The sequence below is a fragment of the Pseudomonas sp. RL_5y_Pfl2_69 genome, assembly GCF_963970465.1.
In the GTDB taxonomy this organism is placed as follows: Bacteria; Pseudomonadota; Gammaproteobacteria; order Pseudomonadales; family Pseudomonadaceae; genus Aquipseudomonas.
This window is the reverse complement of the sequence record NZ_CAXAOU010000008.1, coordinates 98,244-121,468: the sequence shown is the minus strand read 5'-3', so window position 1 is coordinate 121,468 and position 23,225 is coordinate 98,244. Positions and strand designations below refer to the sequence as shown.

The following is a 23,225-nucleotide window of genomic DNA, read 5'->3' as shown; positions in this document are numbered from 1 at the left end:
TAGGAATAACCCACCGAAACAGGTGGGCCTTCACCTTCAGGAGCCCTGCATGATTTCCCCCGCACGTGTTTTATGCGCCCGCACCTTTGGCCTGCTTTTACTGGGCCTGCAACCGCTTTACAGCGCAGCCGTTTTCGCTGCTGATGAGCGTCAGCACTTCAATATCGATGCCGGCCCCCTGGATCAGGTGCTTTCGCGTTTCGGCGTGCAGGCGCGAATCAGCATGGCCGGGAGTTCGACACTGACGGCGGGCAAGAGCAGCAAGGGGTTGCAGGGCGACTTCAGTACCGAGGCGGGCCTGACACGACTGTTGTCGGGCACCGGCCTGAGCTATCAGCGCCGGGCGGACGGCAGCGTCGAACTGTTTCAGGGGGCAGGGGCGGTCGTGCTGCCCTCGCAGAAGGTCACAGGGGAAGATCCCGCCCTTGAAGAGGTCTATCTGGCGCCTCGATCCACCGTGTATATCTCCAGCGAAGAGATGCAACGTTTTGGCGTGATCTCGGTGGGCGATGTACTCAAGGGCCAGCCGGGTGTGCAGGTAGGGGACAGCCGTAATGGTGGTGGCCTGGATGTGAACATTCGTGGCATCCAGGGGCAAAGCCGGGTAGCCGTCACGGTCGATGGCTCGCAACAGGCGCTGGATGTGTACCGCGGCTACGCCGGTACGCAGCAGCGCAGCTACATTGACCCTGACCTGATCAGCGATATCACCATCGACAAAGGCCCGAGCCTGACATCGAGTGCCATCGGCGGCACGGTAAAGATGCGCACCATCGGCGTAGACGACATTTTGCGTGACGGTCAAACCGTTGGCCTGCGCCTCAAAGGCGATGTGTGGAGCAACGGCGTTGCTCCCGCCTCCCGTGACGGCCATTCGGCCACTGAGACTCTCTACTCCGAACCGCACCAGGACCGTGGCGGCCTGTTTGGTTCAGAGGCCCAGTCCGGCAGTGCTGCGTTTGCCTGGACCCACGACTACTTCGATGTGGTGGCAGCGTACGCGCATCGCAATCAGGGCAACTATTTTGCTGGCAAGAAGGGTCAGGACCGCTACCGCACGTTTAACCGTTATGGGCGCGAGAACATGACGGTCGCCACGACGTACAACCCCGGTGAAGAGGTGCTCAACTCATCGGCAGAGACCGACTCGTACCTGATCAAAACCACCATTCGCCCGGCCGACGACCATACGCTGGAGTTGGGCTTCAGGCGGTACGACGGCCATATTGGCGAGATCATGCCTTCGGATATTTTCCGGTTTGGCACCGGGGGCATCTACCAGTACCCCCTGAGCCACACGAAAATCGACACCTATACCGCCCGCTACAATTACCTGCCAGACGCCAACCCGTTGGTGGACCTGACGGCCAGCCTGTGGATGACGGACGCTCAAACCAGCAACCTGACGTCGGTGCTGGCGCCGGCTTCACAGCGTTATCGCTCGGATCGCAACTGGACCCGACAGGCCGACCGGCGCATTGGCGGCGACCTGGCCAATACCTCGCGGTTCACTACGCGCTACGGCGATCTGAAGCTGGATGTGGGCAGCGGGTTTCAGGTCGAGGAACTGCGCCCGCAGAAAGGCGTGGTCACCAATCAGGATGACATCAATGCCAACCGCAGCCTGCGCGATGGCTCCCGGCAGGAGTTCAGCCTGCACAGCAAGCTGGAGTACCAGCCGGTCGACAGGCTGACGCTCTGGGGGGGCGGTCGTTATACCTATTACCGCACCAAGGATCACGTTGCCCACTCGACGGCGCTGCGCGAGGAGCGCGAGTTGAGGTACTTGAGGGTCTTTAGCCCGCAGAGTTACGGCAACATGATGTGGTTCCCGGATCAGAACGGCCAGTACACCGACGCCACGGACCCGCGGTTGAACAACGGTATCGTGTTCAACAACACCAACTTCCCTTTCGAGGGCACGCGCTACAACGACTTCGGCGCTACCGAGTCGACGGTCTATCCGTCCCAGGTTGGCGAGGTGGTCAGCGGTTACGCGTACTCCGGTAAACAAAGCGACAGCGGCGGTGCTTTTGCGCCTGCCATTGGTTTCAACGTCGAACTGGCGCCGGACACGTTCTTCTATGCCTCATACACCCAGGGCCTGCGCATGCCTTCGCTGTTCGAAACCAGCCAGGGCGTCTTGCAGACCATGCCCGGCAAAGGCCTGAAGCCCGAGCGCTCAAGCAACTGGGAGATCGGTGCCAGCACGCTGCATAAAAGCCTGTGGGTGGACAATGACTCGGCGGCCATCAAGCTTGCCTACTTCAATACCAACATCAAGAACTACATCACCCGCTATTACGATCCAAGCCCGGGGTTGATGGGCCTGATGCAGTTCAGCAATACCGACAGCTTCAAAACCAGCGGCCTGGAGTTGCAATCGCATTACGACGCGGGTCGTGTGTTTGCAGATTTTTCGTCCACTTACTACCTGAAAACCGAAACCTGCGACTCGACCTTCGCGGCACGCTTGCGAGCCAGTTCCAACCCCTATCAGGACTTGAGCAAAACGCCGAACTGCACGCCGGGCAGCTTCATGGGCTCTTACTCCAACACCCAGAACCCGCCACGCTTTGCGGCAAACCTGACCACGGGCCTGCGCTTTTTTGACCAGACGCTCACCGTCGGCGGCCGTGGAACCTATACCTCAGGCCCGACCGTCAAGGCCGACAATGAATGGCAAACCGGTGCCACCACGCCGCAATTGGTCTATGAACAAGTGGCGCTGTTTGATCTGTTCCTCAACTACAAGCTCAAGGACCACACGCAGCTCAATGTGTCGTTGCAGAACCTGACTGACCGCTATTACCTCGACCCGCTGGCCCAGAGTTTCATGCCTGCGCCTGGGCGTACGTTGCGCGTGGGTGTGCAGACCACGTTCTAGTCGGCCCGTTGGCTGGCGCTGTCGAACATGGCTATAAAACGGTTGATCAGCGGTGACGGGTTGTGGGCATGCCAGCTCATGTACAGCCCGATGGCCGGGTTGGCAGATTCTGCCACCGGGCGAATCGGGCGAAACACAACCTTGTCGCGCATGTTCGAGCCGGCAATGGACTCAGGCACCAGCGCCACGCCAAAACCGCAACTCACCAGGCCGATCAGGGTATGGATCTGCGCGGCTTCCTGTACCACCCTGGGGTAAAAACCGGCGGCTTCGCACAGGGCGATCAATTGGTTGTGATAGCCGCTGCCCAGGGCCTGGGGGGTGAACACGAAGTCTTCGTCGGCAAAATCCCGAAGCTCGATCGGGCCTGACTGCGCTTTTGGATGATCGAGGGGCAGCGCCATGACGATGGCTTCCTCGAACAACAGGCGCGATTCGATGTTCTGCACCGAATGCGGCAGTTTGCGCATGAACGCGACATCGGCTTCTGCGGCCAGAATCGCCTTGGCCTGGCTGGAGGAGGGCATCTCGCGGATGACCAGCTGGACATCGGGAAAGCGTTGGCGAAACTGCCTGAGGGTGCTGAGCAATGGCTCGTAGTACGCGATGGAGACGGCAGTCACCGTGAGAGTGCCCGCAATGCCTTCGGACACCTGGCGAGCGTGTTCAATCCCCCGTTCCAGCGCCTTGAGTGTTTGATAGGCGGCCTGCAAAAAGACAGTGCCTGCGGGTGTCAGTTTGACCTCGCGCTTGTTGCGGGTGAACAGGCTAAAACCCAGTTTGCCTTCCAGGCGATTAATGGCCTGGCTCAGGGGCGGTTGGGCTATATGCAGGCGAATTGCAGCTTTATGAAAGTGCAGCTCTTCAGCCACCGCGATGAACTGCCTGAGCAGTCGGGTTTCGATCATTTCCAGCGTTCCTTGATTTGAATTGATCACTGTTGCCGGAGCAGGGTAACAATTAATGATATGGAAGGCTTGATTACTCATCGGCTTTAAAGAAGCCGCGTGATAGGCGCAGCGTATCAACTGAGTGCCTGTTTAGTATTAAACAACTTCCAGTTCGATTGATAAGGTGAGGTGATAAACACGAGGAACTACCCATGAACTTTTCCGGAAAAACCGCCGTTGTAACGGGTGCTGGCCGTGGGCTGGGTTTGAGTTATGCACGTGAGTTGGCAAGGTTGGGTGCCAATGTCGTGATCAGTGACAGTGGCGCAGACAAGACGGGTGCAGGCACGGATGACGCCGTTGCCCTCGATGCCGCCCGAACACTTGCAGCCGAGGGATTCAGCGTGATCGGCCATCATGGCGACCTGGCTGGCGAGCTGGGGTGTCGGCAATTGATCGAGACGGCCATCAATGGGTTCGGGCAACTGGATATTGTGATCCACAACGCGGGCTGGGTTGGTTATCAGTCGATCGAAGAAACCCAACCGGCGTTTATTCAGCGGGCGCTGGATATAAACATCTACAGCCCGATCTGGCTCTGCAAGCATGCCTGGAAATACCTCAGGCACTCTGCAGCTGCACGGGTGGTGCTGACGTCTTCGGACCGCGCCATGTATCAGCAGTATGCGCAGCCAGGGCTGACGGCCTATGCCGCGGGCAAGATGGCTCAGCTTGGGATCATGAATGCGCTGAGCATGGAAGGCGCGGCCGATGGCATCCTGGTCAACGCCGTATCGCCGGTGGCCAAGACCCGTATGTGGGGCGTGAGTGGCGAGCCGGACAACTTGAAACCTGAATGGGTCACTCCCGGCGTGATGTTTCTGGCTTCGCCGTTGTGCCAGGACACGGGCTACATTCTGCGGGCCAGCAATGGCCAGTTCACCGCGACGCGATGTGTCGAGAACCCGGGGGTCGACTATCCCCTCGATCTGGCGCGGGTCAAGGCCTCCAGCGCCGAGCAGGTTGCCCGGTTGTGGGACCAGATCAAGGAGTGCTGAGTTGTTTGCCCGCAATCTTTGAGGAACATCAGACTTGAAGACCCATGTTTCAAGTGAACAGAAGGACTGTTAATTGTGCCTATAACTTAAGTATGGGCAGGGAGCAGAGCACGGATAAAACCCTTGTGCAGGTTAATGTTCGTGGCGTTATAAGCGGTTATTACAACTTGAGTATTAGTCCTTAAGTTGGGTCGCGGCGGTGCTATATAGAGTGTTAATACCAAGTTGTGAATTGTGTGTTGAAGCCTATGGAGTTGTTATGTCCTTACGGATGGGATGTCCCTTGATATCAGAACAGGGGGCCTTCGAACTTAAGCACAGCAAGTTCAAGGGAGTTGATGATGAACACTCAACCATGGTTGAAAACGAGCACCGCTCTATTTTTGGTAATGACCGCCGGCCTGGCGGGTTGCAGCAGCGGTGGAGGTGGCTCCAAGACCACCATCAATACCACAAACACTACGCCTCCTGTCACCACCACGAATACGCCGTTGGTGACTGGCCAGGTCGCCAACGAAGTGGGTACCGGACTGGGCGGTGTCGGTGTGCTGGTCAGTGATGTGGGCACTACCCTGACCAAAGTTCCAGTGGTCGGCGCAGCCGGTGGGCTGGTGGTTCACACCGGTGACGCCGTGACGTCCATTACCGACGGCGTGACCAATGGCCTGGGTTCCCTGGGCACTGATAAAAACTCGCTGGGTATCACCGTGGCCGGTGTCACCAACGGGGTCAGCGACGTCGGCAAGGGTGTTTCGTCACTGGGCACAGGTGTCAGCGGTTTGGTCGATAACACACCGATCAGCCAGATTCCGCTCGTGGGGGGCGTTGTGGGCAAAGTCACTGACACCACAGGTGGTCTGGTGAACAAGGTCGGCACCACCGTCACCATGCTCGGCAATACGCTGACGACCAACGTCACCAGCGGTCAACTGGGCAAGGCGACTGGCGGCGTGAATGACAAAGTCGTAGTGCCGGTGATTTCACTGGTCGAGAACGTAACGGGCAAGGTGGGTACAACAACCGGTTTGGGCAAGCCAGTGGACGGTTTGCTGAAACAGGTTGGCGGCGTGGTAGGGGGGCTCGGTGACAAAGTGGCGGATACAGGCAAAAACCCGGTAACAAACCTGGTCGGGGGTGTGCTGGGTGGTGTGGGCGGCGTGCTGGATAAATCCGGCGGTTACGTCAATCCGCCAGCAGGTGCAGGCACCGGTACAAACACGGGCGGCCTGGGTGGCTTGCTGGGTCTGGGCGGCAATGGTGGCTTGCTGGGTGGCCTGGGCGGTCTGGGCGGGGCAACGGCCTCGACAGGTGGTCAGGTAAACACCGGCACTGCGGGTGCAGGCACTACCACCGGAGGCTTGGGCGGTCTTGGCGGCTTGCTCGGCGGTCTGGGCAACCTGGGCAAGAAAAACTAGGCATTGACCCTCTCCAGGAAGTCTTCGCGAGACGATAGCCCCATGGCTTCGCTCGCGTGGGCCCTGAGGTGCGATTGGGTGAGCTACCGTGCAATGCGCCTGAGTGCAACGCCAGGCATCCCGCGGCCGGAACGTCGGGAATAAGCGCGGTGACGATGGCGGTCCCGGCATGCAGGTGTGAATCTGACACCACGGCTGTGCCGCCATTGCCTGCGTTCATGTGTTGAAGCGGTATCCTCTCCCGGACCAGTTCCTGCTCCCCCGATCAGATCCTTGATAACGGCATAGCCACACGTGGCAAATGTCACAATCCCTGAGTTCACGTCAGACTCCGTTTCCGGATGGCCAGTGTGTAAAGCGCATGAGCCTGATCGAACGCGCATAAAGCGAGAGGAGACCGCTGACGCCTTTAGACGGGCGCGCGCGTTGGGGTTGTGGCCGATACACGTCTGCTTTAGGTTATTGAAGGTCACCGTATCTCCCTCATCAACAAGGAAATGTCCAATGAAAGGAAGCTGTGCCTGCGGGGCCGTCGGCTATGAAATTGACAGTATCGACATGCCGATGAGTCACTGCCATTGTCACTCGTGCCGCAAAACCCATTCGGCAGCATTCGTGACCACTGCGGGTGTTTTGCGTGAGCACTTTCGCTGGACGAAGGGGCAGGAACACCTGAGCAGTTACGAGTCTTCCCCCGGGAAATTGCGTCGCTTTTGCTCGCTGTGCGGCTCTCACCTTGTGGCAGAGCGAACCGCAGCACCGGCTGTGATTGTTCGTGTCGCGACACTGGACGAGGACCCGGGTGTGCGTGTGCAATATCACATTTGGGTTGATCATGATGCTCCATGGCTCAACCATGAGCATCTTGCGATGCACCCGCAATGGCAGCCGGGGCGCTGAGGTTGTTTTGATGTGCCCGGGCGTTTGAAAAATGGAATTTCATTCAGTATCCAGGAGGCAGGCTTTGGCTTTCACATCACCTGTTCGCACGCTTCGAGAAGTGTCTGAACTTGATTACCACGACAGCAGATCAGTCCAGCTACCTGCAGCCATCACGGCGCTTGAAGCCTGGAACCTCATGACGGCCGAACAGGGGCTGCCCATGCGCCTGGCTTTCCGGACCCGGGATGCCATTTCCTCCCTGTTTGGCGTGAAGCGCATCGGTGGTTTCTCCGGCACCCGGCGAGAGGCCGTGCAAGAGGGCGACTATCTGGATTTTTTTCTGGTGGTGCACAGTGCTCCCCAGATGCTGGTGCTGACCGAACGTGACCGGCATCTGGATGTGATGATTTGCCTCTCGATAACCACCGATCATGTGCTGGTGGTCACATCTTCGGTCGTGACCCACAACGCCTATGGCCGTCTCTACATGTTGCCGGTGGGCCCGGCGCACAAGCTCATCGTCAACAGCTACCTCAGGCAAGTGAAACGCAAACTCGCACAGAGGGCTTGAACACCGGTGCACCAACAGGCTGCATTCAGCCGGGGATCAATTCATTTGCTCTTGCAGGCTTGTTTCTATCAGTTCGGCCAGCAGCCTGGCGGCAGGCGTGAGGTGCTCATTCACAGCATGCAGCACATACCCCAGGGTCGGAACCGCGGGTAACCCGCGAATAATCGCGAGATGACTCGGCAACCCGATGCGGGTGCGCAGGGTCACTCCCAGTCCGGCGGCAACGGCCGCCCAGATCCCCCCCACGCCAGGGCTGGTCAGTGCAATCCGCCAGGCAATTTTTGCTTCATCCAGCGCCTTGATCGCCGCGCTGCGCATGACGCATGGGGCGTCGAACAGGATCAAGGGCAGTGGCGCGTCGCCAGGCATGTAGCGGGCCGGTGTGTCCCGGGACCCGATCCAGTGCATTTGCGCTTCACCCAGGCGCGTAGCACAGGCGGATGGCTGCCCGGTGTCCCAGGCCAGTGCCAGGTCAAGCCCGTCGCTGTCCATCAGGGCCAACAGTTGGGCATTGCGCGCGATCCTGACTTCCAGGTTTACCAGGGGATAGGTCATGGCGAACCGGCGCAAAATGTCGCTTAGAAAGTGCTCGCCAAAGTCTTCCTGAAGCCCGAGGCGCACAGTTTCTGGCGTCTGGTGTTCATTTAGCGTCTGGAAAATACTGTCGTTGAGTTCCAGTAGCCGACGGGCATGAGTCAGCAAGGATTCGCCCATTGGCGTCAGTGCCAGGCCCCGGCCGGATTTGAGCAGGACGGGCGTGCCGATCTGCTCCTCAAGTTTCTTGAGTTGTGCGCTCACGGGGGAGGTCGAACGGCCCAGGCGGCCTGCCGCCTTGGCAAAACTGTTGAGCTCCACGCCAGTCACGAAGGTGCGCAGTACATCGAGGTCGAAGACAGGGCGTCGCATTTAATCATCCACAATTTTGGAACGATGGGCGTCATTTAATCTGATATTCCCAATGGTTGCGACTTGATAGATTTCTTCGGTCATCACTTCACAGGAGCAATGCGCCATGCCGTTTGCACGTATCTCGTTGCACCGGGGCAAGTCTGCCGAGTATTTGCAGGCCCTTTCACAGGGGTTGCACGATGCGTTGGTCGAGAGTTTCGAGGTGCCGTTGGCTGACCGGTTCCAGGTCATTGACCAGCATGAAGCAGGCGAGCTGATTTTCGATCCGGGCTACCTCGGCGGGCCGCGCAGTCATGACTTTGTCTTGATTGCCATAACGGCAGGGCGCCCGCGTTCGACACTGACCAAGCAGCGCTTTTATCAAGACCTGGTCACCAAACTGAACCGTGCCACCGGCCTGGACCCTGAGGATGTCATGGTGATCGTGACCACCACAGAGGCCGAGGCCTGGTCATTCGGGGGCGGGCGGGGCAACTGAACAATGCTGAGGTGGGGCGGGCTTGCTCGCGATGGCATCGCCCGGGTCTTGCTGTCAGACCGCGTCGCCAGCATCGCAGGCAAGCCAGCTCCCACAGGCTGCGTGGTGTCAATGATTGCAGGATCACTGTGGGAGCGGGCTTGCTCGCGATGGAATCGCCCGGGTCTTGCTGTCAGACCGCGTCGCCAGCATCGCAGGCAAGCCAGCTCCCACAGGCTGCGTGAAATGGAGAATCGTGTGCCGAGCAAGTCGCTTAATTGATCGCGCAACATGTCGGGCAGGGGCGGGTGTTCGCAGGCAGCAGGAAGGGACATCAAGCACTCTCCGGTTTTTGTGCGCCGCGTGAAGCTGGCGGCCTTTGTAAGGAGTCATGACTTATCTTAGGCAGCCTTTGGTACACACTTGTAGTGCTGATTTCAGATGGTGCCATCTCTTTTGGATATGGCTGATTTGCCGCTTGTTGTGCTGTACCCGCCCGGGCAGATACCCTCTGGCGGATGATAGACAAGGAGCCGTTCATGGAAACGACAGTCAGAATCGCCAATCAGGCAGACATCAGCGCCATCTTTGATATTCGAACCAGTGTCACGGAGAATCACCTCTCCCATGATCAGTTGAGCGAAATGGGCATCACGCCCCAAGCCATACGAGAGGCTATCCAGGCTTCGCCATGTGTGTGGGTGGCAGAGGTTGAGGGTGTGCCTGTCGGGTTTTCCATGGCTGACGCTGAAGATGGCTGCGTGTTTGCCGCGTTTGTCCGGCCTGGGTTCGAGGGGCGCGGGTTAGGCCGCCGTCTGATGGCCAGGGCCGAGGAATTCCTGTTTCAACACCACCGCACCATATGGCTTGAAACCGCTGAAACCAGTCGTGCCAGCGGCTTCTATCGAAGCCTGGGCTGGCAGGTGGTGGAAAAACTGCCTGAGGGTGATGTGCGTTTTGAAAAGTCATTGAGCGAGTATCAGCCAGGTCTTTGTGAACCCGTATCAGGAAAAGACATGGTCATTCGATTGACGCATACCAGGGACTGGATGCTTTTGAAGCACGTGCGCCTTGCGGCACTTTTGGACGCACCCACAGCGTTTGGAGTGAGCCATGAAACGGCGGCCAATGACACCGATGCCCAGTGGCAAGAGCGCGCTTCGTCAGAAGTCGGGACGAAATTCTGGTTGGCCATCAAGGATGGCAAGCCGGTTGGCATGATCGGGGCCGTGATCCAGGGCCACCGTTACAACGTGATCGCCATGTGGGTCGAACCTGATTTTCGCGGTTCTGGCGCAGCCGCTCAACTGGTGGGCGCTGTCAAACGCCAGGCGTTGCAGGACGGGCATGAGTTCATTTATCTGGACGTATCTGCGGACAACGCAAGGGCCTCCAGCTTCTACCTGAAACACGGTTTCGTTTTTATGGATGAGTGGGAAACTCTAGCAAGCCACCCCCATATAAAAGTCCAGACCATGACGTGCGCGGTGCGCAACTAACCGCACTTGCTTCAGTCAAATGAATACTTAGAATTAATTAAAGTATTCATTTGAATTGAAGTTTTTAATTGAACAGTTCGTTAGCCCACTTCAGCTGTTTTACGTCATGCCCAAGTGCAAACCACTGTCAGGGCGAGTGAGCGTAAACGCTTTCATCAATCATGTTTTGCAGGCTCACACTGTTGAGCTGTTTACAGGCGCCATCAGCGTCTGCCCGGGCTGGATAACTCTCGGGCAGCCTGCACAGGGCCCCACAGTCATAAATGTTGAAACCTATCGGGCCGGTGGTGCAATAAAAGCGCGATCCAATGCGCATTGATCCCGTCTCCTTGGGCACGGCGGGGACAACCACGAATCTAGGCATCACGGTATTCCTGTTTTTTATTTTTTATGTTGGCAGTTGTAAGGAATAGCGCTGCTTTGTAAGTAGATCAAGTAAGCACTTACGGGATCCGATGAGTAACCCTTGCTACCGATAACCATTCTATTTTGCCAATGCGACTCTAACGCGACAGTGCTGTGATGGCGTGTCGTTGAATGGCCGTTTGAAGTGTGGCGTCAAGTACGCAGGCCGGTTCTGATAACCCGCAAAGTTGCCGATTGTAATCCGGTTTACCTGACCACGTTAAAGCGGCAGACCTGCCCGCCACGCACCATGCATTCAAGATGCTCTGCCTTGCCACCGCCCAGGGCACCGATCAATGCCAGGTCCAGTTCGCACACCACGGGATGGGCTTTGGCCAACTGATGAAAAATGCAGTTGTGGGCCACAATCTCCGGTTCGCCCGATGATCTGAAGAACACCTGCGCTTCGTATCCCGAGTGGTTCATGTACTGAACGATGCGCGCTTCATCGACAACTTCAGGTTCAAGATCGCTGGCCAGCTTGCGGCCCAGGCCCTGCATCAACTGGGACAGCGCCTGCTCTCCGAGCAGACCTGCAACCTGATCGATCAGCAAGTTGGCCAGCAGCGGGTATTGGCGCGGGAACAGCTCCTTTGCGTGGTCCGTCAATTGGTGGAGCTGTTCGGGGCGCCGCCCGGTGGGCCGGGTGGCGCCCCGCATGACCAGACCGTCGCGCTCCAGCGCAGCAAGATGCTGACGAATCGCAGTGCGTGTCACCCCCAGACTGTGGGCCAGCTCATCAATGCTCATTCCCGCAGGTGAGTACAGCAATGCCTTCAACAAGTCCTGTTGGGTTCGCCCCATTCCTTCCAGCATCTGTCCGGCTCCTGCTTGCAGTCAAAATTTTTCGGGGAATTGCTTGATCAAGCCCGCCGTCAACGCATCGGCAAGGGCAAGGATGTGCGTACGCATCATGCCCCAGGTCTGGGCCTCACCCTTGTAGTCCTTGGCGGCCAGCTGTTCGATCTGTGTCACATGGTGAGCGCCGTGGGCACTCAGCATGGCTTGCAGCGTGGGCTCGGGCAAATAGGGATTGCCCTTGGCCAGAAAGGCGGCCAACGACTTGGCATTCGCAGACAACTCAGCGATTGCGGCCTGTTGACCGGCTTTGTCGTTGGCGACCCGTGCATCGCTGTAATGTTTTACCGCCCCCCAATGCCCGGCGAGGAGTGTGAGCAACTGGTCGGCCGCCGGTTGCCCATAAAGTGGGGCAATGCTGTTGGCGATGGCCTTGGCATCACTGACGACCTCGTTTTGCGCTACGGCGGCTTGTGCCGCATTGCCGTCCTGATTGGCGATCGCATAATTTCTGATCCAGAAAATGTGCTCCACCCACAGGTCGCGAAGGGCCAGTCGGGTAGTGAGCGCCGTTGCACTGGTGGCGCTGGTCTGGGGCGGGTTGCTGGCCTGACTCCAGGCCGGTTGGGCAAGCAGGGAAAGCAGGAGCACTATCGCAATCTTGATGTTCATGGCAGGACCCTCTGAGTCGAATAATCCAACAATATTAATTTAAGCATCAAAATATGTTTTTATTGGATTTGCAGGGCGATTCCGATCGATGGTCGCGGGGAATTCATGTAGTCGCTGACGAGTGGAACGAGGCTGCGATCGAGATGGTGCGCCACTGCGACGTAGCGGTCGCAAAACCGGTACATGCGGTATGCCAGATTAACCGTGGAAGCTGACTTTACGACTGCTGCGCAGCCGGACGCAGCCTCGCACGGCTCGTCAACTGCTACGGAGCGGGGCAGGGGTTTGATGATCAATGAATACTGGAGGCCAGTTCGAAAATCGGGATGTACATCAAGATCACGATGACCCCGATCAGCAGGCCGATGAAGGTCATCAGCAAGGGCTCGAACAAACGTACGAACCATTCGATCCAGCGACCGACTTCTTCGTCATAGAAGTCGGCGCTGCGCTCCATCATCTGCCCCAGATTACCGGACTGTTCACCCGCCCTCAGCAAGCGCAGGGAAACGGGCGTCACCAAGTGATTGAGCTCCAGCGCCGCCGACAGTGACTGACCTTCACGCACCCGTTCGCAGGCCTGATCCAGGCGCTGGCTGGACGCCACCGTCAGCAGACCACGGACCATTCCCATGGCCGTCACCAGCGGAATGCCGCCTTGCAGCAAAATGCCCAGGGAGCGATAAAATCGCGCCAGTTCGTACATGACGATGCGCTGATGGACCGCCGGCACTTTTTCGATCAATCGGCCAACCGCCCGGCGAAAGGCCGGTCGGCGCTGGAGGAAGGTGATGGCAACGATGATTGCCACCACGGCACCAAAAAACTCGCCCTGATGGGCGTGCAGGAACATCCCGCCATTCATCAGCACCTGCGACAACCACGGCAAATTCTCGCCCAGGCCTTCGAACACGAGGCTGAAGCGGGGCACCACGTAACCCATCAAGAACAGCACCACGCCACTGCCCACCACCAGCAACAGGAGAGGGTAGATCGATGCACTGACGATCTTCTGCCGAACCTCGTCCATGCGTTGCCGGTAGCTGACATACCGCCCCAGCGCCTCACCCACGGCCCCGGTTTTCTCGCTCGATTGCACCAGGGCAACGTACAGCGGAGGGAACACCGCCGACAATTGGGCCAACGCCTGTGAGAAGGATTTGCCCTCGTACAGCAGGCGAACCAGCTCACTCAGGGTTTTACGGGCCTGGGGGGCGTTTTCCTTTTCGGCCAGGCTTTCCAGCGCATCGATCAACGGCAGGCCGGCGTTGAGCAAGGTGGTCAGCTCCTGGCTGAACAACACCAGGTTGAAGGTCTCGCGCTGTTGCAGATGCCACGCTCGCCAGCGGCGCTCGGCCTGCAGGCTGACCACGCGCATGCCCTGATCCTCGACCATGCGCCGGGCTTCGCCATCGCCCTGAGCTTCGACGGTCATCGAGACCACACCGGTTTTGCCCACTGCCTTGAGATGAAAGCGCATGGTTGCGACTCCCGTCATTGCCAACTGGTAATTTCGGCGTTTTCGCCTTCTCCACCGGGTTGTCCGTCCTTGCCCAGGGACAGCAGGTCGTACTCACCGTTTTCACCGGGGTAGCGGTAGGTGTAGTTGCGCCCCCACGGGTCCTGAGGCAGCTTTTTCTGCAGGTACGGGCCTGTCCAGCGGGTTTCATCGCTGGGCGCGGTGACCAGTGCCTGCAAGCCCTGTTCAGTGGAAGGGTAATGGCCGACTTCCAGCCGGTACAAATCCAGAGCCTTGCCCAGGCCCTCGATTTGCGCCTTGGCCACTTTCACTTCGGAACGGCCCAGCTGGGCGAAATACTTCGGCGCGACGATGCCCGCCAATAGCCCGAGGACCACCAGAACCACCAACAATTCGAGCAGGGTGAACCCGTGCTGGGTTCGCGGTGCATGACACATACGCTGATTCATGATGACCTCACTCAGTGGGCAGCACAGTCGCCAGCAAGGCTTATGCAATTGCCATGCTCAGACCTCCAGACCTGGCTGTAACCCCCGTATACCGGCCCTTGTGCGTTACGGCGCGGTGCTTGCATAGGGCTACCTCGCGATCACCCATTGGGGCATTACCCCCATTTCCAGGGGCCGGTCGGGGGAGGTAGAAATGACCAGGACAATGACCACGACACTGCTTGGCGCATTGCTGATGAGCGCTGTCGTACACGCCGATGTGTTTGTATCCCGGGATGCCAATGGCAGCTACGTGCTGTCCAACGTTCACCGCCCCGGGCGGCACTATGAGCGTGTGATTCGCGAGTCGGCAGAGGTCCAGGCCCAGACCGGCATCGATCAACAGCCGCAGATGATTGCCGCACAACCCTATGCCGAGATGGTGCTGGCGGCAGCGGCTGCCAATGAGCTACCGGCTGCGCTGTTGTCCGCAGTGATTCAGCACGAGTCCAACTACGACCCCAGGGCAACATCACCCAAAGGTGCGGGCGGGCTGATGCAGCTGATGCCCGATACAGCCCGGGAGATGGGAGTCACGGACGTCTACGACCCCCAGTCCAATATTCAGGGCGGGGCCAAGTACCTCAAACGCATGATGACCCTGTTCGGCAACGATATTGCCCTGGCCGTAGCGGCCTACAACGCCGGGCCGCAAGCCGTGCTCAGTCGTGGTGGAGTGATTCCTCCGTTTGCCGAAACCCAGCGTTATGTGCCCAGCGTCCTGCGCCAGTACCGGCGTTTGCAGGGGCTGCCTGCGGACTCGCCGCTGTGAGCCCGGTGTCGGGGCTGTGTCCCCGATTGTTGGGTCGCCCAGGCACAGCAGAATGTGGGGAAAGAGTGGGGAATTTCCCCCGAATTCTCGGATTCAAAGCGTAAGCAATTGAAAATTAATACAAATTTTTATGGCATGGCCTATGCAGTACCAGGTTTAGCGAGCATCACTCCCTGAGCACTAACAGTGAGATCAGTGATCATGAACGGCATTCCCCACGCTCATCACTTGTTAAACCTGCTGTTACTGGTCACGCCGCTGATCGGCATTGAAACGGCCCAGGCGGCAGCACGTTGTGAACGCAATCTGGTCGCCAATATCGTCGCGCTGGACCAGCCGCTGATGTTCAACCGCCTGGGTGCGCAGAACGTCAACGGCATGATGTTCGCCCTGCGCCGTGACGTGGTTGATGACCATGACCAGCCACTGAACATGGGCGGGGCGGCAGTTCCGGGCAAGGTCTCGCTGCGACCCGACAAGCGCCCGCGTCCGCTGGTGTTGCGGGTTGCCGCCGGTGACTGCCTGACCGTCAACTTGCAGAACCTGCTGGCTTACCAGGCCAACCCCGGCAGCCAGGAAGACGGGGACGAGGGCGAAGTAGAAGGCGAAGTTGAAGTCGAAGCCGGCAACGACAACTTCAAGGTTGACGAACAAGTCGCTGACCGCCATGTGGGGTTCCAGGTCAACGGCCTGCAAGCGGTCAACAGTATCGACGATATTTCCTCCTACACCGGACGCAACGCCAATACCCTGGTTGCCCCCGGAGCGACCCGCACCTACACGCTGTATGCCGAGCGCGAAGGCGCATTCGCCGCCAGCAGCCGTGGCGCCACATTCGGTGGTGAAGGGGATGCAGGCAACGTGGCCAACGGTCTGTTCGGGGAAGTGGTGGTGATGCCCAAGGGCGGTCGCAACTATCGCAATACCGTGACGGAAGAAGAAATGCGCCTGGCTTCCAGCGGACGTACGCCGACGGGCCAGCCGATTGTCGATTACCAGGCCCGCTACCCGCAGCGCCAGCCCTGGATCCGTGAAGGCAAGGCGGGTACGCCGATCATCAACATGGTCGATGGCAATGAAATCATCTCCAGCGAAAGCGATGCGATCGTGATGGGCAGCAATGCCGACGGCAGTTTCCCGCCTGCGACCTATCCCCTGGAGTCCATTGGCAAACGCAATCCGGCGTTGCCCAACCGTCTCGAACCCTTCCGTGACTTTGCCTCGCAGTTCCAGGACGAAACCGCTGTCACCCAAGCCTTTCCGGCGTACTGGGCAGACCCGGTCATGGCCCATGTACTGGAGCCAACCCGGGACTCGTTCATGATCAACTATGGCTCTGGCGGCATGGGGGCCGAAGTGGTCGCCAACCGGCTCGGGGTCGGGCCGATGCACGACTGCCTGTCTTGCGCGTACGAAGAGTTTTTCCTGAGTTCGCACACCGTCGGCGATGTGGCAATGCTGGTGGACGTACCGGCCAACGTCGGGCTGGAGAACATCCGTCCCGGCGAAGTGCCCCGTGCCGAGCAAGTCGGGGTCAAGGCGAGTATGGCGCTGTACCCCTCCGAGCCGTCCAACGTCAACCACAGCTACATCGGTGACTTCGTCAAGTTTCGCAACACCCACAACGGGCATGAGCAACACATCTTCCACTTGCATGGCCATCAATGGCTGTTCAACCCCAACGATGACAACTCCGACTATGTAGACGCCCAGGGGATTGGCCCGGGCGCCGGTTACACCTACGAAATTGCCAACGGTGGCTCGGGCAACCGCAACCGTGTTGCCGGTGATGCAATCTATCACTGCCACTTCTACCCGCACTTTGCCCAGGGCATGTGGGCCATGTGGCGGGTGCACGATGTGTTCGAAGAAGGCACCCGGCTGGAAGTGTCACAACAGGGCAGCGACGGTTATCACACCACGCCTTTTGCCTTGCGCAGCGGCAAACCCGCATCCGGTGCCCGTGCATTGCCCGATGGAGAGATCGTGGCGGGCACCCCGATTCCTGCGGTGGTGCCGTTGCCCGGCAAGGCAATGGCGCCGATGCCAGGCAAAGTGGCTGTAGTACCCAGAATCAGCGAGACCCTGGTCGCTGCCGGGGACGATGACGATGACGATGATGACGACGGCGTGCATCGCAGTGGCGGTGCCCAGGCCATTGGTTCTCTGGCCCTGGTGGATCGCAGTGAAGCCAACCGCAATGCTGACGGCAGCCTGAAAAACCCCGGCTATCCGTTCTGGATCGGCGGCATGGAAAGCTCGGTCGGCCAACGCCCACCGACCCCGCCACTGGACATGCTCGACGCGGGCAAGGCCCAGACACTGAAAAACAGCGGCAAGGCGTTGTGGGCCAACCTCGACCCGGCTCAGTCGGGTGGCTGGGACGGCGGCCTGGGACGACACTCCCTGGCCGGCTTCTCTGCCGGAGGCAAGGCCCACACCGTGACGACCTCGCTGGATTTTTCCAAGGAAGTGACGCGGGCCAAGCCGATCTACATGCCTGAGGAGGGCACCGAGGTCGAACAGGCCGCCATGGCCTTCCACGCGAAAAAAGACCACCCCAGCTTTGCCCTGTTACCCGGCAAGCAAGTCGTCGCGCGCAACTTCCGCACCAACGGCGCGTTGCCCATTGCAGGCGCGCCGTATTACGAACCGTGCATGGATGATCGGCAAAAACGCCTGACCAGCGCCGCCGGGACCGGCGAGTTCAATAGCGGCGAGCGCATGGACGGCATGTCGTTCACCGGCTCTTCGACCTTTACTGCAGATCGTCCACGGATCTACAAGGCAGCCAATATTCAGTTCGACGCGGTGTACAACAAGGTTGGCTACCATTTTCCGCAAGCGCGCATTCTGGCCTTGTGGGAAGACGCCTGGCCGGTGATCACCAAGCAGCGTCCGCCAGAACCTCTGGTGATGCGCATGAACACCTTTGACTGCGTGCAGTACCAGCAGACCAACCTGGTGCCGGCCACCTATGAGATGGACGATTATCAGGTCCGGACCCCCACCGACGTCATTGGCCAACACATCCACCTGCCTAAATGGGACCTGACTGCCGCAGACGGCTCGGCCAACGGCTGGAACTACGAAGACGGTGTGCTTTCACCCGGCGCCGTGCAGGAACGCATCCATGCCATCCGCACGTTCAACCAGTGCACTGGGGCCGATGTGCGTGATGGCACCCCAGCCTGTCCGAAAGCCAAAAATCACCCGTACTTCGGCCAGTTCGGCCGGGCTGACTGGGAGGGTGCGCGCACCGCGATGCAACGCTGGTTTGTCGACCCTGTGGTCAATATCAAAGGCATCGACCGTGGCCTGGGCACCATCTTTACCCACGACCACCTGGGCCCGTCGACCCATCAACAGATTGGCCTGTACGCCACCGTGCTGGCCGAACCGGCCGGTTCCACCTGGTTCCACGCCGAAACCGGCGAGCCCCTCTACAGCGGCGCGCGTCAGGACGGCGGGCCGACCTCGTGGCAAGCCGTGGTGTCCACCGGTGACCTGGACGGCGATGGCAAGAACGACAGCTTCCGTGAGTTCTTCCTCGAATACAGCGATTTCCAGCACGCCTATGAAGCCGGTGTGTATGTGGGCGCAGGGCCCAATGGCGTGCCCAATCCCCAGGCGTTTCCGGCCACTGCGGACAGCTTCCGCTACGCCATCAACCCGCCGGTGCGCAGCAATGCCAGCAGCTTGCTTGAAGGCATTGTCGAAGTGCAGGGCGGACGGGTCGCGGGTTGCCCAACGCGTCCATGCCCACAGGCCATCTCCGTGGATGACCCTGGCATGTTCGTGATCAATTACCGCAATGAACCGCTGGCGTTGCGGGTTTACGACCCGAACAAGGTCGGCCCCGACGGCAAGCGTGGCATGCAGGCGGACGGCCTGGGCGGCGACCTCTCGTATGCGCTGCAAAGCCGCACCGACCGGGCGATTCCGGCCATGAACCTGGCGCCCAACCTGATCACGTCCGCCACCGGGCCAACCGGCGGCACCACGCTGTTTCCGCCGCACATCAACCGGGGTGGCGCCGAACCGGGCGACCCGTTCACACCAATGCTGCGTACTTACACGGGTGACAATGTGCGGCTGCGGGTACATGCCGGTGGTCATGAAGAAGAGCACAACGTGACGCTGCACGGCGTGAAGTGGCTGCAAAGCGGCTCGGGCTTCGGCAACAGCTCCAACTCCGGCTGGCGCGCTTCGCAGATGATCGGGATTTCCGAGCAGATGGGCTTTATCGCGCCGATCTCGATGTTGTCCAGTTCGGCGGCGACCACCGGGGATTACCTGTACTCGATGGACGCTTCGATCGAAGGTTACTGGAGCGGGATCTGGGGTGTGATGCGCAACTACACCGCCCAGCGTACCGACCTGTTTGCGCTGCCGAACAACCCGAAACCGGCCGGTATGCGCAACACCGTGGCCTTCGACGGCTCGTGCCCAAGAATCAGCGCCAACCCCAACGGCATCGGTACCCGTCCCACTGTGCAGCGCAACTATGAAGTCGTCGCCGCACTGGCCAACGACATCCTCGGCAATCCGTTGGGGCTGACCCTCGGCGATCCGGCAGGCATTGGCCAGCATGTGGGCGGGCCATTGAAACCCGCTGGCGGGACCCTGGTGTACAACTCGCGGCCGGTGAGTATCCCCCGTGTCACTGTGACCGATCCCGAGGACGGGGTAACCATGACCATCGGCGGCCAGAGCGGTCCGCTGCATGACCCGACCGCCATCCTCTATGTACGCAAGGCCGACCTGGACCCGGTCAGCGGCAAGCTCAAACCCGGCGTGCCCGTCGAGCCGCTGGTGTTGCGCGCAACGGCCGGGGACTGCATCAACATCACACTGGAAAACCGTCTGCCGAGTGTCATGCCCGACCTGACCCAGACCGCCGTGATGCAGGGTGTGGTCAAGCGTGATCGAAATGGCAGTGACGGCTCGAGCACCTTCAGCAACAACTTGATGCGTCCGTCCAGCCATGTTGGCCTGCATGCCCAATTGCTGGCGTATGACATCACCAAGTCCGATGGTGCCAACGTGGGAGCGAACCCGGTGCAGACCGTGGCTCCCAGGGCTGGCAACAGCGGTGCCTACCCGACCCGCACCTATCAGTACTACGCCGGTCACCTGGAGCGCGAAGGCAAGCCGATCACGCAACTGGGGCGCAGCGTCGACAACATCAACGCCACGGCCGTGGAGTTTGGCGGGCTGAATTTCACCCCGTCGGATGTGATCAAACAGCCGCAGAAAGGCCTGGGGGGTGCCATGAGTATCCTGCCGGTGGGGGCCACCTGGGTTGACGATATCCGCAAGGTCAATGCCAGCGTGACTGCGCCGGGCCAGGCTGTTTACCGCGACTTTGCGATGGTCTGGCAAAAAGCCCTTAATATCCGCTGGGCGGGTGGTCGGCCAGTGGAAGGTATTGCGGCTGAAGGCCTGGGAGTGCCTACGGATCCGCAGGACAACTCCAGCATGGCGATCAACTACAAGGCCGAACCGCTGTGGTACCGCTTCGGGCTGGCCCCCGATGCACCGTTCGGCCACGCAGAAGGCGGGGGCTACGCTGACGTGCCCAATGCGCACATGGCGTACAGCAACGCCCTGGTGGGAAGCGATCCGCAAACCCCTGTGCTCTATGTGAAACCGGGGCAACCGTTCCGCACCCACATCCTGATGCCTACCGGCGGCAGTCGTGGCAGCACGTTCCAGCTCGACGGACACGTGTGGTCAGTCAACCCGTTCCAGTCGGAAAAAAGCGACACCGGTGGCTATCCGATGGGTACGCCTGGCGTGGGCTCGGTACGGTTTGGCCTGAACCCGATGTCGATGTACATCGGCGCCCATGAAAGCGTCCTTCCGGCGGCGCACTTCAGCTTCATGCACCCAAGTGCCGGGGGCATCAATGCAATACCGGGGGACTACCTCTTCCGGGATTACGCCGCCTACGGCAACACCGCCGGGTTGTGGGGATTGTTACGGGTATCCAATGAGCTGGAACCTGCGCCGACGCCTTGACGGGCCGTGCGTATCAGCAGGAGCGAGCAAGCCCGCTCCTGCTGTTCAGGGGGGGCGGCATGCGGGAACTTGACGGGGAGAAAGACAATGAACAAGGCCATTGGAACCGGTGTGTGTGGGTGGATGCTCGCAACAACACTGTGCGCCCTGGGGGGCGTGTGCTGGGCGGCCGAACCACAGGCTAAGGGCGAACAAACGCTGGTGCGTGACGGTGTGACCGTCACCTTGAATGTACAGCCCTTGGCCAAAGACGGCGTACTGCGTGAAGGTGAGTTCGCCGATGTGCGTTTCCGGATCACCGACGCCACGTCTGGCCAGCCTCTGGCGGGGGTTGCACCGGGTGCCTGGCTCGACCCCCAGGCCGTTGCCGCCGACCTGGCCCAGGGGCGTGAGCACAGCTGCAAGTCGCGAGTCGGGGTGTTTCTCAAGTCGAGCATCGGCGCCCGGCCGCTGCTGGATCTCAACAGCTATTTCCTGATGGTGATGAATCGTGATGCCAGTGTGTCGGTGGTTGACCCGCAAGTGTCAGTGGGGGGGATCACCAGTACGTTATCGCGCATCGACCTGAAACAGCCGCCCATGGACTGGATCACGCCCAGAGACAATAAGCGGGTGTTTGTGTCCATGCCCAAAGCCGATGCAGTGGCGGTGATCGACAGCGAGCAATTCAAGCTGATCGACTCGGTTGCGGCGGGCAGCAACCCGGTGCGCGTGGCCCTGCAACCGGACGAACGCCTGCTGTGGGTGGGCAACAACGCCAAGGCCCGCGAGCAGTCCGGGGTCACGGTGATCGATGCGCAGAGCCTCAAGCCACTCAAGTATTTGGCAACTGGCGCCGGTCATCATGAGATCGCGTTCAGCAAGGACAGTCGGCATGCGTTTGTCAGCAACCGCGATGACGGCACGGTGAGCATCATCGACATCGCCAGCCTGACCCTGAGCAAGCAGCTCAAGACTGGCTCACACCCGTTGTCGATCGCCATTTCGCCACTGTCCCAGGCCGTCTATGTAGCGGATGGCAAGGACGGTACGGTGACGGTGGTCGACACCCAAAGCCTGGCGGTACGACGGGTCATCAGGCTCAAGCAGGGCCTGGGGCCCATGGGTTTCAGCGCCGACGGACGCTTTGGCATTGTGCTCAATACCCTGGAAAACCAGGCGTCGGTCATCGATGCCAGCAACGATTCGCTGATCCATGACGTGGCGGTGTCCGCCGAACCCTATCAAGTGGTGTTCACCAAGGCCTATGCCTACATCCGGGGCCTGGCGTCGGCCAAGGTCACGATGATCAACCTCGCGTCGCTCGGGGAAGGGCGTACCCCGATCACCCAGGGCTTCGAAGCAGGCCCACAGGCGCCGCGCCTGGCCGGTGACTTGCCCCTGGCTTCAAGCCTGGCGGTGTCGCGGGACGACAATGCGGTGTTCGTGGTCAACCCGGTGGACAACACCACCTACTTCTACGCCGAGGGCATGAATGCCCCGATGTCCGGCTACCCCAACCGCGGGCAAGTGGCGCGGGCCGCGCTGGTGATTGACCGCAGCCTGCGTGAAGTCTCGCCGGGGCTCTACAGCGCTCGGATCAAGCTGCCCCCCGCCGGACGTTTCGATGTGGCCTTCCTGCTCAATCAGCCGAACATCATCCACTGCTTCACGGCGGATGTAGAACCGGCGACAGAGGCGAGCCGGGTGGCGGGCGTGCCCAAGGTCGAGTTCATGCTCGATACCTCCACGACGCCCCTTGGCAGCCCTTACGTGGTGCGTTTTCGCATTGTTCAGGGCAAGCAGAAAACCCGGCGCAGCGGGGTCGGGGATGTTCAGGTGCGCTACTTCCTCGCGCCGTCCTCACGGGCACAGGCGGTGGCGGCGCGGGAGGTGGGAGAGGGCGTCTACGAAGTCCCGCTGACCCTCGACCAGCCAGGTGCCTGGTACCTGCATGTGCGCGCAGCGTCCCTTGGCGCGGGCTTCGACGACAAGACTTTTGCCAGCGTGCGGGTACTTCCCGGCGCTGCTCATTGAAG

At 60.0% G+C, this 23,225-nt stretch carries 16 protein-coding genes and 1 pseudogene; 11 read left to right on the top strand and 6 right to left on the bottom strand.

All coding sequences use genetic code 11. The features are described from left to right. Positions 1–49 precede the first annotated feature (49 nt). Entirely contained in the window at positions 50–2,887 is a 2,838-nt protein-coding gene (locus AACY07_RS15260) for a TonB-dependent receptor (protein WP_339475730.1), read from the top strand. Here AACY07_RS15260 and AACY07_RS15255 read toward each other — a convergent pair. Next, the gene (locus AACY07_RS15255) at positions 2,884–3,795 is read right to left on the bottom strand and encodes a LysR family transcriptional regulator (RefSeq protein ID WP_339475728.1); all 912 of its coding nucleotides are present in this window, start codon (positions 3,793–3,795) and stop codon (positions 2,884–2,886) included. The genes AACY07_RS15260 and AACY07_RS15255 overlap by 4 nt on opposite strands. Positions 3,796–3,989: 194 nt before the next feature. Here AACY07_RS15255 and AACY07_RS15250 point away from each other — a divergent pair, with 194 nt between their 5' ends. The 4 genes from AACY07_RS15250 to AACY07_RS15235 all read left to right on the top strand — a co-directional run bounded on the left by AACY07_RS15250 (position 3,990) and on the right by AACY07_RS15235 (position 7,703). Further along, a complete protein-coding gene (locus AACY07_RS15250; protein ID WP_339475727.1) occupies positions 3,990–4,835 on the top strand; it encodes an SDR family NAD(P)-dependent oxidoreductase in 846 nt (281 codons plus the stop codon). A gap of 341 nt (positions 4,836–5,176) precedes the next feature. After that, positions 5,177–6,250, top strand: a complete 1,074-nt coding sequence (locus tag AACY07_RS15245; RefSeq protein WP_133079277.1) for a collagen-like triple helix repeat-containing protein — start codon at positions 5,177–5,179, stop codon at positions 6,248–6,250. A gap of 504 nt (positions 6,251–6,754) precedes the next feature. Next, positions 6,755–7,150, top strand: a complete 396-nt coding sequence (locus AACY07_RS15240) for a GFA family protein (protein WP_339475724.1) — start codon at positions 6,755–6,757, stop codon at positions 7,148–7,150. 31 nt (positions 7,151–7,181) lie between these two features. Beyond that, positions 7,182–7,703, top strand: a complete 522-nt coding sequence (locus AACY07_RS15235; protein WP_339475722.1) for a DUF2867 domain-containing protein — start codon at positions 7,182–7,184, stop codon at positions 7,701–7,703. A gap of 36 nt (positions 7,704–7,739) precedes the next feature. Here the strand turns inward: AACY07_RS15235 and AACY07_RS15230 are convergent, their stop codons facing one another. Further along, positions 7,740–8,609, bottom strand: coding sequence for a LysR substrate-binding domain-containing protein (locus AACY07_RS15230; protein WP_339475719.1), 870 nt, complete (start codon positions 8,607–8,609; stop codon positions 7,740–7,742). A 106-nt stretch (positions 8,610–8,715) separates the two neighbouring features. Between AACY07_RS15230 and AACY07_RS15225 the strand changes: the two genes are divergently transcribed. The 3 genes and pseudogenes from AACY07_RS15225 to AACY07_RS15215 all read left to right on the top strand — a co-directional run bounded on the left by AACY07_RS15225 (position 8,716) and on the right by AACY07_RS15215 (position 10,568). Then, complete coding sequence (locus AACY07_RS15225; RefSeq protein WP_133079281.1) at positions 8,716–9,090, top strand: tautomerase family protein; 375 nt, start codon at positions 8,716–8,718, stop codon at positions 9,088–9,090. Positions 9,091–9,608: 518 nt separating this feature from the next. After that, positions 9,609–10,040, top strand: a pseudogene (locus AACY07_RS15220) (GNAT family N-acetyltransferase); the annotation flags it as partial. A gap of 45 nt (positions 10,041–10,085) precedes the next feature. Continuing rightward, entirely contained in the window at positions 10,086–10,568 is a 483-nt protein-coding gene (locus AACY07_RS15215; RefSeq protein WP_339475924.1) for a GNAT family N-acetyltransferase, read from the top strand. A 612-nt stretch (positions 10,569–11,180) separates the two neighbouring features. Here AACY07_RS15215 and AACY07_RS15210 read toward each other — a convergent pair. The 4 genes from AACY07_RS15210 to gspG all read right to left on the bottom strand — a co-directional run bounded on the left by AACY07_RS15210 (position 11,181) and on the right by gspG (position 14,372). Beyond that, positions 11,181–11,789, bottom strand: coding sequence for a helix-turn-helix transcriptional regulator (locus AACY07_RS15210; RefSeq protein ID WP_219262771.1), 609 nt, complete (start codon positions 11,787–11,789; stop codon positions 11,181–11,183). A 21-nt stretch (positions 11,790–11,810) separates the two neighbouring features. Continuing rightward, entirely contained in the window at positions 11,811–12,443 is a 633-nt protein-coding gene (locus AACY07_RS15205; protein WP_339475716.1) for a hypothetical protein, read from the bottom strand. 292 nt (positions 12,444–12,735) lie between these two features. Next, positions 12,736–13,923, bottom strand: a complete 1,188-nt coding sequence (locus tag AACY07_RS15200; protein WP_339475714.1) for a type II secretion system F family protein — start codon at positions 13,921–13,923, stop codon at positions 12,736–12,738. Positions 13,924–13,937: 14 nt separating this feature from the next. After that, positions 13,938–14,372, bottom strand: coding sequence for a type II secretion system major pseudopilin GspG (gene gspG / locus AACY07_RS15195; protein ID WP_133079427.1), 435 nt, complete (start codon positions 14,370–14,372; stop codon positions 13,938–13,940). A gap of 193 nt (positions 14,373–14,565) precedes the next feature. Between gspG and AACY07_RS15190 the strand changes: the two genes are divergently transcribed. From AACY07_RS15190 to AACY07_RS15180, 3 genes are all read left to right on the top strand, one after another. After that, complete coding sequence (locus AACY07_RS15190) at positions 14,566–15,183, top strand: lytic transglycosylase domain-containing protein (RefSeq protein WP_133079428.1); 618 nt, start codon at positions 14,566–14,568, stop codon at positions 15,181–15,183. 201 nt (positions 15,184–15,384) lie between these two features. After that, entirely contained in the window at positions 15,385–21,207 is a 5,823-nt protein-coding gene (gene mnxG, locus AACY07_RS15185; RefSeq protein WP_339475710.1) for a manganese-oxidizing multicopper oxidase MnxG, read from the top strand. 87 nt (positions 21,208–21,294) lie between these two features. Beyond that, positions 21,295–23,223, top strand: a complete 1,929-nt coding sequence (locus tag AACY07_RS15180) for a cytochrome D1 domain-containing protein (protein ID WP_339475709.1) — start codon at positions 21,295–21,297, stop codon at positions 23,221–23,223. Positions 23,224–23,225 lie beyond the last annotated feature (2 nt).

Bases quoted from the DNA above. Each gene is read 5' to 3' on its own strand.
- AACY07_RS15260 (WP_339475730.1), top strand. From the start codon at position 50: ATGATTTCCCCCGCACGTGTTTTATGCGCCCGCACCTTTGGCCTGCTT.
- AACY07_RS15255 (WP_339475728.1), bottom strand. From the start codon at position 3,795: ATGATCGAAACCCGACTGCTCAGGCAGTTCATCGCGGTGGCTGAAGAG.
- AACY07_RS15250 (WP_339475727.1), top strand. From the start codon at position 3,990: ATGAACTTTTCCGGAAAAACCGCCGTTGTAACGGGTGCTGGCCGTGGG.
- AACY07_RS15245 (WP_133079277.1), top strand. From the start codon at position 5,177: ATGAACACTCAACCATGGTTGAAAACGAGCACCGCTCTATTTTTGGTA.
- AACY07_RS15240 (WP_339475724.1), top strand. From the start codon at position 6,755: ATGAAAGGAAGCTGTGCCTGCGGGGCCGTCGGCTATGAAATTGACAGT.
- AACY07_RS15235 (WP_339475722.1), top strand. From the start codon at position 7,182: ATGGAATTTCATTCAGTATCCAGGAGGCAGGCTTTGGCTTTCACATCA.
- AACY07_RS15230 (WP_339475719.1), bottom strand. From the start codon at position 8,609: ATGCGACGCCCTGTCTTCGACCTCGATGTACTGCGCACCTTCGTGACT.
- AACY07_RS15225 (WP_133079281.1), top strand. From the start codon at position 8,716: ATGCCGTTTGCACGTATCTCGTTGCACCGGGGCAAGTCTGCCGAGTAT.
- AACY07_RS15215 (WP_339475924.1), top strand. From the start codon at position 10,086: ATGGTCATTCGATTGACGCATACCAGGGACTGGATGCTTTTGAAGCAC.
- AACY07_RS15210 (WP_219262771.1), bottom strand. From the start codon at position 11,789: ATGCTGGAAGGAATGGGGCGAACCCAACAGGACTTGTTGAAGGCATTG.
- AACY07_RS15205 (WP_339475716.1), bottom strand. From the start codon at position 12,443: ATGAACATCAAGATTGCGATAGTGCTCCTGCTTTCCCTGCTTGCCCAA.
- AACY07_RS15200 (WP_339475714.1), bottom strand. From the start codon at position 13,923: ATGCGCTTTCATCTCAAGGCAGTGGGCAAAACCGGTGTGGTCTCGATG.
- gspG (WP_133079427.1), bottom strand. From the start codon at position 14,372: ATGAATCAGCGTATGTGTCATGCACCGCGAACCCAGCACGGGTTCACC.
- AACY07_RS15190 (WP_133079428.1), top strand. From the start codon at position 14,566: ATGACCAGGACAATGACCACGACACTGCTTGGCGCATTGCTGATGAGC.
- mnxG (WP_339475710.1), top strand. From the start codon at position 15,385: ATGAACGGCATTCCCCACGCTCATCACTTGTTAAACCTGCTGTTACTG.
- AACY07_RS15180 (WP_339475709.1), top strand. From the start codon at position 21,295: ATGAACAAGGCCATTGGAACCGGTGTGTGTGGGTGGATGCTCGCAACA.